Source organism: Streptomyces sp. NPDC002574, from assembly GCF_042889545.1.
GTDB lineage: Bacteria > Actinomycetota > Actinomycetes > Streptomycetales > Streptomycetaceae > Actinacidiphila.
Window position 1 is genome coordinate 254,587 of record NZ_JBIARB010000008.1, and the last position, 10,971, is coordinate 265,557.

At 73.9% G+C, this 10,971-nt stretch carries 12 protein-coding genes; 6 read left to right on the top strand and 6 right to left on the bottom strand.

Annotated elements, in window-relative coordinates; translation table 11 throughout:
• The first annotated feature begins 9 nt into the window (after positions 1–9).
• On the top strand, positions 10–837 hold the full coding sequence (locus ACFYXS_RS21245; RefSeq protein WP_389250348.1) for a LysR family transcriptional regulator: 828 nt from the start codon (positions 10–12) through the stop codon (positions 835–837).
• Here the strand turns inward: ACFYXS_RS21245 and ACFYXS_RS21250 are convergent.
• Complete coding sequence (locus ACFYXS_RS21250; RefSeq protein ID WP_389250350.1) at positions 801–1,667, bottom strand: alpha/beta fold hydrolase; 867 nt, start codon at positions 1,665–1,667, stop codon at positions 801–803. The two genes, ACFYXS_RS21245 and ACFYXS_RS21250, sit on opposite strands and share 37 nt — an antisense overlap.
• 218 nt (positions 1,668–1,885) lie before the next feature.
• Between ACFYXS_RS21250 and ACFYXS_RS21255 the strand changes: the two genes are divergently transcribed.
• Complete coding sequence (locus ACFYXS_RS21255) at positions 1,886–2,380, top strand: CGNR zinc finger domain-containing protein (RefSeq protein WP_389250352.1); 495 nt, start codon at positions 1,886–1,888, stop codon at positions 2,378–2,380.
• Positions 2,381–2,642: 262 nt separating this feature from the next.
• On the opposite strand, the gene ACFYXS_RS21260 is transcribed toward ACFYXS_RS21255, so the two are convergent.
• The 4 genes from ACFYXS_RS21260 to ACFYXS_RS21275 all read right to left on the bottom strand — a co-directional run bounded on the left by ACFYXS_RS21260 (position 2,643) and on the right by ACFYXS_RS21275 (position 5,905).
• Positions 2,643–3,113, bottom strand: coding sequence for a hypothetical protein (locus ACFYXS_RS21260; protein ID WP_389250354.1), 471 nt, complete (start codon positions 3,111–3,113; stop codon positions 2,643–2,645).
• Positions 3,114–3,404: 291 nt separating this feature from the next.
• Positions 3,405–4,142, bottom strand: a complete 738-nt coding sequence (locus ACFYXS_RS21265) for a polysaccharide deacetylase family protein (protein ID WP_389250356.1) — start codon at positions 4,140–4,142, stop codon at positions 3,405–3,407.
• Entirely contained in the window at positions 4,135–5,085 is a 951-nt protein-coding gene (locus ACFYXS_RS21270) for a DMT family transporter (protein ID WP_389250358.1), read from the bottom strand. Before ACFYXS_RS21270 ends, ACFYXS_RS21265 begins: the two co-directional genes overlap by 8 nt.
• A gap of 4 nt (positions 5,086–5,089) precedes the next feature.
• Complete coding sequence (locus ACFYXS_RS21275) at positions 5,090–5,905, bottom strand: SDR family NAD(P)-dependent oxidoreductase (RefSeq protein WP_389250360.1); 816 nt, start codon at positions 5,903–5,905, stop codon at positions 5,090–5,092.
• A gap of 276 nt (positions 5,906–6,181) precedes the next feature.
• Between ACFYXS_RS21275 and ACFYXS_RS21280 the strand changes: the two genes are divergently transcribed.
• Complete coding sequence (locus ACFYXS_RS21280) at positions 6,182–7,261, top strand: galactosyldiacylglycerol synthase (protein ID WP_389250841.1); 1,080 nt, start codon at positions 6,182–6,184, stop codon at positions 7,259–7,261.
• Between the two features lie 36 nt (positions 7,262–7,297).
• The gene (locus ACFYXS_RS21285; protein ID WP_389250362.1) at positions 7,298–8,020 is read left to right on the top strand and encodes a class I SAM-dependent methyltransferase; all 723 of its coding nucleotides are present in this window, start codon (positions 7,298–7,300) and stop codon (positions 8,018–8,020) included.
• Here ACFYXS_RS21285 and ACFYXS_RS21290 read toward each other — a convergent pair.
• Positions 8,004–8,192: a hypothetical protein gene (locus ACFYXS_RS21290; protein ID WP_389250364.1), complete on the bottom strand. Its 189-nt coding sequence runs from the start codon at positions 8,190–8,192 to the stop codon at positions 8,004–8,006. The genes ACFYXS_RS21285 and ACFYXS_RS21290 overlap by 17 nt on opposite strands.
• A 217-nt stretch (positions 8,193–8,409) precedes the next feature.
• Between ACFYXS_RS21290 and ACFYXS_RS21295 the strand changes: the two genes are divergently transcribed.
• Together ACFYXS_RS21295 and ACFYXS_RS21300 are read left to right on the top strand one after the other, a co-directional pair.
• A complete protein-coding gene (locus ACFYXS_RS21295; protein ID WP_389250366.1) occupies positions 8,410–9,162 on the top strand; it encodes an SDR family oxidoreductase in 753 nt (250 codons plus the stop codon).
• 713 nt (positions 9,163–9,875) lie between these two features.
• Entirely contained in the window at positions 9,876–10,940 is a 1,065-nt protein-coding gene (locus ACFYXS_RS21300; protein WP_389250368.1) for an ABC transporter substrate-binding protein, read from the top strand.
• Positions 10,941–10,971: the final 31 nt, after the last annotated feature.

A 10,971-nucleotide genomic window follows, 5' to 3' on the forward strand; every position in this document is an offset into this window, starting at 1 on the left:
CCTGGAGGTATGGATCGACTGGAGACCCGGGAGCTGGTCTACTTCGTCGCCGTCGCCGAGGAACTGCACTTCGGCCGCGCCGCCGAACGACTGGGCATCGCGCAGCCGCCGCTGTCGCGCGCCATCGGCAGGCTGGAGCGGCGGATCGGGGTGCGGCTGCTGGAACGCAGCAGCCGACGGGTCGCCCTGACGGAGGCGGGCGCGGAGTTCCTGGAGGGGAGCCGCAGGTCGCTGGACGGCCTCGACGCCCTGGTGCGCCGCACCCGGCGGGCCGCCCGGCCCGCCCGTCTGGTGCTGGCGGTGCGACCCGGCACCGGCTCCGGACTGCTGGGGGAACTGGTGGGCGGCGACGCGGGGCCCGGCGTCGACCTGGTCTTCACCCACGACCAGCCCGCCGCCCTGCGGGACGGCACCGCGGACCTCGCCATGCTGTGCTCGGGGACGGACGACCTGACCGGGCTGCGGACGGCCGACCTCACCGAGGAGGACCCGGTCGCCCTGCTCCCGGCCGGACATGCCCTGGCCGCGCGGCCGTTCGTCACAACCGCGGAGCTGCGGCACGAGGCGGCCTACGCGGGCGAGTGCCCCGCGGCCTCGCTGGACGAGATCGTCGACCGCGTGGCGCTGGGCCGCCTCGTCGCCGTGGTGGGCTCGACCGCGGCCGGCCGGATCGGGCCGGCGGCCGTGGCCGTCCCGGTGGCGGACCTGCCGCCGACGCGGGTCGTGCTCGGCTGGCCCGAGCACGTCTCCCGTCCCGATGTCGCCGACTTCGTCCGCGCCGCCCGGGCCGTCGCCGCGGATCAGGACGTGATGCGCCCGAGGAACCCGCGCATGTAGCCGGCGATCGTGTCCAGCTGGCTCTCCAGGGCGAAGTGCCCGGCGTCCAGGAGGTGGACCTCGGCATCCGGCAGGTCGCGGAGGAAGGCGCGGGCCCCGTCGGGGCCGAAGATCTCGTCTCCCGCGCCCCATGTGGCGAGCAGCGGGACCTGGCTGCTGCGGAAGTACTCCTGGAGGGCCGGGTACATGTCCGCGTTCCTGGGGTAGTCCCGGAACAGCCGGAGCTGGATCTCGTCGTTGCCGGGCCGGTTGAGCAGCGTCACGTCGTGCAGCCAGGTGTCCGGGCTGACGAGGCTCGGCTCCGGGACGCCGTTGAGGTACTGCCAGCGGGTGGCCTCCTCGCTCAGTGCGAAGCGCACGGCCTTCTCGTTCTCGGGGTTCTGGTCGGCGGCGTAGGCCCAGATGCCCTTCCAGAAGTCCTCGACGAAGCCTTCGGTGTAGGCGTTGCCGTTCTGGCTGATGATGCCGGTGACCCGGGCGGGGGTGCGCAGCGCGAGGCGCCAGCCGATCGGGGCCCCGTAGTCCTGGACGTACATGGCGAACCGCTCCACCCCGAGGTGCTCCAGGAGTCCCTGGGTGATGTCGGCGAGGGCGTCGAAGGTGTACGGGAAGTCCTCCGGGGACGGCATGGCCGACTGGCCGAAGCCGATGTGGTCGGGCGCGATGACCCGGTACCGGTCGGCCAGGAGCGGGATCAGGTTGCGGAACATGTGCGAGCTGGTCGGGAAGCCGTGCAGCAGGACGACCACGGGGGCCTCGCGGGGCCCGGCCTCGCGGTAGAAGACCTCCTGTCCTGCGACAGTGACGGTGAGATGACGTACGGGAACCATGATCTAACCTCCGAAGACGTCTCGTGCGGTTAGCTCCAGCCAAACGCACACGCGCTAACCTGTCAATCGCAGTGAAGGGGTTAGGCGCTGTGACGCCTCGCCCCAACCGGCCCGGTCGGCCCGCCTGCCGGCGCCGGACCGTCCGGTGGGTCCAACCTGGACGACGCATTAAGCTGGTGAGAGCTCCCGCGCAGGGTGGGGACGGAAGGGACACCGGAATGGCCGACAGCGACTTCCTGCTCGCCCTCCTCAACAGCCGGCCGATCGTGCACGGCGAGCAGCAGGACGCCCTGGCCGAGGACGACGCCGGTACGGCCTGGCTCCGCGCCCGCGGCGGCACCGGGAGCGCGGCGGAACTCGCCGCCGTGCGACGGGCCAGGCACCTGCTCGACGAGGTCGTCCGCGGCGAGAGCACCGCCCAGGTGCTCGCCGAGGTGCTGCGCGGCGTCCACCAGGTTCCGGCGTTCGGCCCCGACGCCCTCGACTGGGAGCTCGTCGTCCCCGACGACGCCCGCCTCGCGGTGCACAGCGTGCTCGCCTGGGACGAACTGCGGCGCACCGCCCCCGGGCGCCTGCGGGCCTGCGCCAACCCCGAGTGCCGCCTCTTCCTCGTCGACCGCAGCCGCGCCAACCAGGCCCGCTGGTGCTCCATGGCCACCTGCGGCAACCGCATGAAGGCCCGCCGCCACTACGCCCGCGGCCGCGTCGCGTAGGGCCGCGTCGCCCAACGATCCGCCGCGCAACCCGGACTGACCGGCGACCGGCTCCGCGAGAAGGCCGTCCCGCCCTCGAGGCTCCCCCTCCTCGGGCTGGTACGGCACGCCGTCGAAACCACCGGCCCCGACGATGCGTTGACGGCGTGGCAGCGGGAGTGCACCCACTCCCGCGCCGTCGTGGACGCGGCCGTGCGGTGGCGCGACGGCGGCACAGGCGAGTGAGGCGCGGGCGCCGCAGGTCAGTTGGCGGCCCACCGGGTCAGCCGGTGAGGGGGCCGTCCCACAGCTGGTAGGTCGAGGAGTGCGGCCACCACGGTTGCCGGTTGAGGTAGCTGATCGTCAGCGTCGTGTAGCGCCGCAGATGCGGATCGCCGGGCCAGGCCACGTTGCCGGACAGCCGCACCGTGACCGCGAACGTGTGGAAGGTGCCGGCCGCGCAGTACGGATCGCAGTCGTTGACCTCCTCGTACCCCGAACCGACGGCCGAGTCGCGGTCCCAGCTCGTCCAGTAGAGCCCTCCGAGGCGGTCGTTGCCGTCGCCGCAGGCGAGGAGGACGTCGCCCGGGATCACGCGCGGCTGGCCGAAGCAGTTGACGAGGACGGTGGCGTAGGTCGCGGCGCCCGGGGTGTTCCGCGGGGTGCCGGCGGAGGCCTGTGTGGGCGCGAGTGCCATCGCGGCGGTGAGGCCGGTGGCGGTGGCGGTGAACGCGAGGGTGCGGAGGAGTGGCATGGCGGTCTGCCTTCCTGGCCGCTGCCTGGTGCGGTAGCAGTCGGGTGCGAAGGTCGGCGGCGGGTCCCGCCGCCGGTGGTGCGTTCGCGAGGGGGCGTGACGGGTGTGACGGCCTCCTCGGGCGGCAGTCGTACCACTGCGAACTCACGGTCCTACAGGGGGCAGCGGCTCGCAACCCGGCCCTGTCGCACCGCCGCCGGCACCCCGATGACCTGCCGCTTCACGGGCGTTGGCCCGCGCTCGGATCCCGCCACGATCCGTCACCGAGCGAGCAGATACGGTCACTCGACGTCACCGAAGCGTCGCACCGCGCACCGCGTGGTCCGTGAGCGGACCCACCGTCAGACCGGCGGCACGGCACTCCGCGACGAGGCCCGGCAGGGCGGCGAGGGTCGCACGCCAGCTGCCGGGGGCGGAGGCGCGGTCGGAGTCGTGGAGGAGCACGGTGCCTCCGGGGCCGAGGTCGCCGCGCAGCGTCCCCAGGACCGTGTCGGCGGTGGCCTCGGCCGTCCAGTCCCGGCCCCACGCCGTCCACAGCACCGGGGTGAGGCCGGCCCGCGCGGCGGCGGCCAGGCGGCCCCCGGTGAGGATCCCGTACGGGGGCCGGTACCAGCGCGGCACGCTGCCGGTGGTGTCGCGGACCGCCGCCCCGGCCCGCAGCAGCGCGGCACGGTCCCGTCCGGGGGCGGGCAGCCACGGGCGGGTGTGCGTCCAGCCGTGCACGGCGAGTTCATGGCCGCGGCGCACGGTCTCGCGGGCGACCGCGGGATGGCGCAGGACGCTCGCGCCGAGCACGAAGAAGGTGGCGCGGACCGACAGTTCGTCGAGCGCGTCGAGGAAGTACGGCGTGGAGCGCGGGTCGGGCCCGTCGTCGAAGGTGAGGGCGACGTGATCGGCGCGGCCGAGGCCGGCCAGGCCGGGGAAGGCACGGCGGCGCAGCCCGGGCAGCCAGGTGGCGGCCGGGACGATGTGCGTGGCCGCGAGGAGCAGGGCGGCCGCGCCGGCCCGGCCGGCCGCGGTGCTAGTCATGGCGCGCCGCCCGTGCCGGGGCCGGCGTCCGCTCGCGCTCGGGTGTGTCCCAGCCCCCGCTGAGCGCGGGCGAGCGGGAGAGGCCGACGACCCCGGCCGCCATGAGGGCCACGCCCGCGAGTTCCGGGCCGAGGTGGGTGCCGAGGGCGATGCGCTCGCCGAAGAGCACCCACCCCAGGACGACGCTCAGCAGCGCGTCCCCGAGGGTGAGGGCGGGCTGCGAGGCGGCGAGGGTGCCCGCCCGCAGGGTGGCCTGCAGCATGACCAGGCTGAGCAGGCCGACCGCGGCCGCGGCGTACAGCTGCCAGGCCGTGACGAGCGCGCCGGGACCGTCGGGAATGCGTCCGGTGACGTCCTTGATCAACGCCGCGGTGCAGGCGAAACCGGTCGCCGTGGCGCAGCCGAGCACACCCGCCCGGGCCGCCGCCCCGCGCAGCGCACGCCCTGCGAGCCACAGGACGGCCATCAGCGCGGCGAGCGGCGGTCCGGCGCGCAGCCAGCCGTCCGTCACGGCAGTGGGCTGTCCCTCGGAGGGCGCCGCCGCGATCAGGAACACCGCGAGTCCGGCGGCCAGGGCGAGGAACCACAGCCACGTACGGCCGTCCGGGCGGTGGGAGAAGACGACGGTGCCCGCCATCAGGGTGAACAGCAGCTCGGTCGCCATCAGCGGCTGGACGACGGACAGCCGGCCCACCGCGAGCGCGGTCGCCTGCAGCGCCCCGGAGAGCGCGAGCGCGCCCATCCCGGCCGCCCACAGGGGACGTCCGACCAGCCGCAGGACGGGCCGTACGAGGCCGGGCACCCCCCGGCGGCCGGAGCCGCGCCGCCCGTCCCGCCCCTGCGCGTCCTGCTGCAGGTTGGCCTTGCGCTGGAGCACCGAGGCCGCACCGTTCGCGCAGGCCGCGAGCAGGGCCAGCACGATCGTCAGGACGTGCGCGTCCACCGTCTCATCCGTACTTGCCGGCCATCCGGCGGTAGACCCCGGGCAGCAGGCCGCGCACCATCACCGGAACGCGCAGCCAGCCGGGCACGTAGACCTCGGCGCGGCCCCGCCGCACCGCGTCGCTGACCGCGGCCGCGACGCGTTCGGCGGGCACCGGCCGCGGCCGGGACCGCTTGTAGGCCACGCCCCGGTGGGCGAAGAAGGGCGTGTCCACCACGCCCGGGATGACGTGGGTGATCCGCACGCCGGTGCCCGCCAGTTCGTAGCGCAGGGACTCGGCGAAGGTGCCGAGGGCCGACTTGGCCGCCGAGTAGACCGCCTCCTCGCGCACGCCGACGGTGCCGGCGAAGGAGCCGATGATCACGATGTGCCCGCGGCGGCGGGCCAGCATCCCGGGCAGCGCGCGCCGTACGAGCTCCATGGCCGCCAGCACGTCCACGTGGAAGACCTGCTGGACCGCCGCCGGCGGCATCGACACGAACGGGCCGGCCCAGCCGATCCCTGCGCCGACCACGAGGAGGTCGACGTGGCCGGTGGTGAGCAGGGCGTCGTGCACCAGGCGACCGGGGCTCCCGGGCTCCTCCAGGTCGGCCCGCAGGGCCGTGGCCGCGGTGCGTTCCGCGACGGCACCGAGCCGTTCCCGGTCGCGGCCGCTGACCAGCAGGCGCCATCCGTCGGCCGCGAGGCGCTCGGCGACGGCGGCACCGATGCCCGACGACGCACCGGTCACCAGCGCGACAGGGGCCGGCCCGCCGGGCGGTACCGGCCTGCCGGACAGAGCGCGGTCGGCGCTGATCGCTTTGGACGGGTGAGTTGTCATGGGCGTCGCTTTCTGTCGCTGCCACAGCGTCGGGGCAGACGTCGCTTCGCTTCCCGGGAAACGTTTCCCTCCGTTTTCAGTAAAGCGCCCGAACGCCTCCCCGGCTCTGCGACGGTTCGCGGCCGGGGCGGTGTTTGCCGCGGCGGCACATCGGATACTCCGATACATCGAAGCAATCCGCAGTCTCGCGGAGGTGATCCGGTGAGCGACGCCGACGTGACGCACCGAGCCCACGAGGACCCGGCGCGCCCTCGGATCCTCGTCATCAGCGCGTCCATGGGCGCGGGCCACGACGCGGTCGCCCGCGAACTCGGCGCACGCCTCGCCCACCGCGGCGCCCACGCCGTGCGGACCGACGTCCTCGACCTGCTGCCCGCGCACGCGGGCGCGGCACTACGCTCCTTCTACCGGGCCTCGATCCTGCACCTGCCGCTGCTCTACGCGGGGATCCACAGAGCGTTCCTGCGTTCCGGCGCGGGGCAGCTGCCGGGCCCGGGACGGCTCGCGGCGCTCGCCGAGGGGCGCCTGGCAGAGGTGGTCGAGCGCGAACGGCCCGATCTCGTCGTCCCCGTCTTCCACCTCGCGGCGCAGCTCACCGGGGCGATGCGGGCGAAAGGCGTGCTGCGCGTGCCCAGTGCGGTGGTCGTCACCGACTTCGACGTCCACCGGCAGTGGCTGCACCCCGGCAACGACCTCTACTGCTGCCTGACCGAGGACGCGGCGCTCCGGGCCCGGGAGGCCACCGGACGGCCCGCCGCCGCGACCGGCCCCTTGGTCGCGTCCCGTTTCCTCGACCCGGCGCCCGGGGCGGAACGGTGGCGGCGCTTCTTCGCGGCCCGCGCCCCCGGCCTGCCGGTCGTGCTGCTGTCGGCGGGCGCCTGGGGGGCGGGCACGCATCTGGCGGCCACCGCGCGGCTGCTGGCCGGGGCCGGATACCTGCCGGTGGCCATGTGCGGGGACAACGCGCGGCTGCGGGCACAACTGGCACGCGTCGCGGGCACCGTCGCCCTCGGCTGGGAGGACGACGTCCCCGGCCTGATGGCCGCGGCGGACGCGCTCGTGGACAACGCCGCCGGGCAGACGGCGCTGGAGGCCCTGGCGACGGGGCTGCCGGTGATCGGCCACCGGCCCATCCCCGGCCACGGCAGGGCCGGGGTGCGGCGGATGGCCGCGCTGGGGCTGACCCGCTGGGCCCCCGACCCCTGGTCCCTCGTCGACGCCCTGGACCGGGTCACCGACCCGGGCCGTCCCCGCGGCCGGGCGGCCGAGGTGGCGGCACTTTTCGCCCACGACACCACCGATCGGCTGCTGGCAGCCTGCTCGCGCGTTCCCGCGACACTCGGTGGGGGCGAGTAGCTGCGCCCGGGCCCGCACCATCCGTAGCATCGAGCCATGGCGACCCTCTGGGAGCTCATGAGCGACTGCATCCCCGACGACCACGCGCGGCAGGTGACCTCGCGCTACTACCTCGACGAGGCCATGAAGGCCAAGGGCGCGCCCGACCGGGTGGTGGACCTCGGCTGCGGGCGGGGCACGTCGGCCGGCCTGTTCCGGCGGCACGCCCCGAAGGTGCGGTGGGTGGGCGTCGACATCCGCGACTCCCCCGAGGCGCTGCAGCGCGCCGCGGGACAGGACCCGATCGTCTACTACGACGGTGTACGGCTCCCGTTCCGTTCGGGCACGATCCCGCTGGTCTACTCGCACCAGGTCTTCGAGCACGTCTCGCACCCCCGCGAACTCCTCGCGGAGATCAGCCGGGTGCTGCGGCCGGGGGCGGTCTTCATCGGCAGCACCTCGCAGTTCGAGCCCTACCACTCGTTCAGCCTGTGGAACTACACGCCCTACGGCTTCCGCGTGCTGGTCGAGGAGGCCGGGCTCGCCCTCGAGGAGATCCGGCCGTCGCTGGACGGGGTCGCGCTGATCATGCGGACGTACCACGGCCGGCCGCCGGAGTACGCGCGGTACTGGGACGAGTCGTCGCCGCTCAACACGGAGATCGACAGCTGGGCGAAGAAGACGAAGCGCCGCACGGCCCTGGTGAACCTGCGCAAGCTCACGTTCTGCGGGCAGTTCGCCTTCCGGGTGCGGAAACCGGTGGTCACGGCCGGCACATGATCCGGCCCAGCCGCGACCACCGCTGAGGGCGGTCCCGTTCCGCCGGTACGTGGAGCCCCAGCACGGCCGCGTACGCGACGAGCCTGTCCTCGGGACCGTTGACGAACCGCCGCACGACCCGCTGGGCCGGCCACACCACCGAGCCGCCCGGCAACCGCAGCTCGACGTTCAACTCGCCCCGGGGATCGTGACGTTCGCCCGGTGGCCGTCGCCGCGCAGAGCCCGCGCGATCCATTCGGCCCGCGCGAAGTATCCACCGCCGCCGACAGCGCGGCCCGGCCTGCCCCCGATGTCACACTCCGCACGGCTGTCCCGTCCCACCCGGGTGGGAACTTCCGCGGCCGGACGCCGCGGACCCCCTGAGGGGGGAAGACCGGAAGGACGAGGGAATGCGCATCGCGGTGGCAGGCGGGACCGGCTGGGTCGGGCGGATGGTCGTGGAGGCCGTACGGGCGACGGGGGACGTGCCCGTGGTGCTGGCCCGCTCGGCGGGGGTGGACCTCACCACCGGAGCGGGGCTGGACGAGGCACTGCACGGCTGCGCGACGGTCATCGACGTCAGCAACGTGATGACGACCAGCCGCCGGAAGTCGGTGGCCTTCTTCGACGCCGCCACGACCCAGCTGCTGACCGCGGGTGCCCGCGCCGGCGTCGGCCACCACATCGCGCTCTCCATCGTCGGCTGCGACAGGGTGGGGCTCGGCTACTACATGGGCAAGCGGCGCCAGGAGGAACTGGTCCTGTCCGCTCCCGTGCCCCACACCGTGCTGCGAGCCACGCAGTTCCACGAGTTCGCCGCACAGATGCTGGCCCGCCGGGGCCCGGTGGTGGCGCCGCGGATGCGCAGTCAGCCGGTCGCCGCGCGCGAGGTCGCCGACGCTCTCGTGCGGCTGGCCGGCGGCGCCCCCGCGGGCCTCGCCCCCGACCTGGCGGGACCGGAAGTGCTGGAGATGGACGACATGGTGCGCCGGCTGGCCCGGGCCCGCGGGGAGCGCCGGCTCCTCGTCCCCGTCCGGCTGCCCGGGGCCACGGGCAGGGCGCTCACCGGAGGGGCGCTGCTGCCCACGGCGGACGGTCCCCGGGGCCGGCAGACCTTCGCGGAATGGCTCACCACGCCGGACGCGGGGGCGCGGGGCCGGTGAACGGCCGGCCGCACGCCCGTGCGGGACGTGGACGCCCGGGCGAACCCGCCCTCCCGCCCGTGTGCCCGGCGAGGTCAGTGACCCCGGCGCGCGTGTGGGGTGGGCCGGGTTCGGGCCCTCCGGGGCTGCACGTCCTGGACTGGCATATTTACGCGCCTTTCCAGCTCCTGCTCATCCCATCCCGACCCGGACAGTGCGCACAAATATGCCGCACCGTCCAGAACATCCACCCCTCCGACCCCGCCCCCTCCGTCTCGTCATGCGCCTGATCCCCGGTGGGTGGTAAGGGGCGGCGACGGCTGGGCAGTGGGAGGGCGCTGCGCCGACGGATGGCCCGAGCACGGTGCCGTCTCTACCCACCCACGGGGGATCAGGCGCGAGAGATCACGGAGGGGGCGGGGGTGCAGGGGTGGGTGTTCTGGACTGTGGAGCATATTTGGGTGCGGCACCCGGGGCGATCAACAGAGAGCGCCCGAGGCACCTAAATGTGCTGTCCAGAATGCCCAGCCCCGGAGGCCCCGACCCCGGCCCCCACTTCAACGGGCGCCGGGGCACCTGACTTCACAGGGCACCCGGGAGGGCGGGCGGGGAAAAACCTCCCCGGACAGCAAGCGCAGCGCGGCGCACCCCCCCGTGACCGGGGCGGCTCGCGCAACGTAAGGTAAGGCTCGCCTAATGACGCACAGGCGAACCACAGCTACAGGAGCTTCTTCATGTCTCTTCGGCACCGCGGCACCGCCGCAGTCGCCCTGGCCGTCGCCGCCGCACTGTCCCTCGCGGCGTGCGGCAGCGATTCCTCCTCGAACGGGAAGGAGGGCAGCGCCGCCGCCTCCGCGACGGCCGGTTCGGGGTCGAAGGACTCGAAGTCGGTCGCGCAGGGCGGTCAGGACTTCGCGGACGCCGCGGAGAAGACCGCCGCGCTCGGCACCGACGCCAAGCCCGGCCAGTGGCCGCGCACGATCAAGCACGCGATGGGCAGCACCGAGCTCACCGCGCAGCCCAAGCGGGTGGTCGTGCTCGACGTGGGCGAGCTCGATAACGTTGTCTCCCTGGGGGTCAAGCCGGTCGGCCTGGCTCCCACCGAGGGGTCGCCGGACCTGCCGTCGTACCTGAAGAAGGACGCGGGCACGCCGAAGAACATCGGCACGATCAACAGCCTGAACCTGGAGGCAATCGCCGCGCTGAAGCCGGACCTGATCCTGGGCAGCCAGCTGCGCGCCGCCGCCTCCTACGACGAGCTGTCGAAAATCGCGCCGACCGTCTTCTCGATCCGCCCCGGCTTCACCTGGAAGCAGAACTACCTCCTCAACGCGGCCGCGCTGGACAAGACCGCGCAGGCGCAGGCGAACCTCGCCGCGTACGAGAAGCGCGCCAAGGCCCTGGGCGACAAGCTCGGCGCGAACAAGCCGACCGTCTCGATGGTCCGTTACATGCCCGAGGGCACGATCCGGCTGTACGCGAACGACTCCTTCATCGGCACGATCCTCAAGGACGTCGGCATCCCGCGCCCGAAGAACCAGGACATCGAGGACCTGGCGGCCGAGGTCAGCGCCGAGAACATCGACCAGGCGGACGCCGACTGGATCTTCAGCGGTGTCTACGGCGACCCGAAGGCCACGGACAAGACCAAGGCGCAGGGCAACCCGCTGTGGACGAACCTCAAGGCGGTCAAGGACGGCCACGCCTTCGACGTGCCGGACGAGACCTGGTACCTGGGGCTCGGCGTCACCGCCGCCAACGCGGTGCTGGACGACCTCCAGAAGTACCTGACGGCCTGACGGCCCGACGCACTGACGGTCCGACGAGAAG

Bases quoted from the DNA above. Each gene is read 5' to 3' on its own strand.
- ACFYXS_RS21245 (WP_389250348.1), top strand. From the start codon at position 10: ATGGATCGACTGGAGACCCGGGAGCTGGTCTACTTCGTCGCCGTCGCC.
- ACFYXS_RS21250 (WP_389250350.1), bottom strand. From the start codon at position 1,667: ATGGTTCCCGTACGTCATCTCACCGTCACTGTCGCAGGACAGGAGGTC.
- ACFYXS_RS21255 (WP_389250352.1), top strand. From the start codon at position 1,886: ATGGCCGACAGCGACTTCCTGCTCGCCCTCCTCAACAGCCGGCCGATC.
- ACFYXS_RS21260 (WP_389250354.1), bottom strand. From the start codon at position 3,113: ATGCCACTCCTCCGCACCCTCGCGTTCACCGCCACCGCCACCGGCCTC.
- ACFYXS_RS21265 (WP_389250356.1), bottom strand. From the start codon at position 4,142: ATGACTAGCACCGCGGCCGGCCGGGCCGGCGCGGCCGCCCTGCTCCTC.
- ACFYXS_RS21275 (WP_389250360.1), bottom strand. From the start codon at position 5,905: ATGACAACTCACCCGTCCAAAGCGATCAGCGCCGACCGCGCTCTGTCC.
- ACFYXS_RS21280 (WP_389250841.1), top strand. From the start codon at position 6,182: ATGGGCGCGGGCCACGACGCGGTCGCCCGCGAACTCGGCGCACGCCTC.
- ACFYXS_RS21285 (WP_389250362.1), top strand. From the start codon at position 7,298: ATGGCGACCCTCTGGGAGCTCATGAGCGACTGCATCCCCGACGACCAC.
- ACFYXS_RS21295 (WP_389250366.1), top strand. From the start codon at position 8,410: ATGCGCATCGCGGTGGCAGGCGGGACCGGCTGGGTCGGGCGGATGGTC.
- ACFYXS_RS21300 (WP_389250368.1), top strand. From the start codon at position 9,876: ATGTCTCTTCGGCACCGCGGCACCGCCGCAGTCGCCCTGGCCGTCGCC.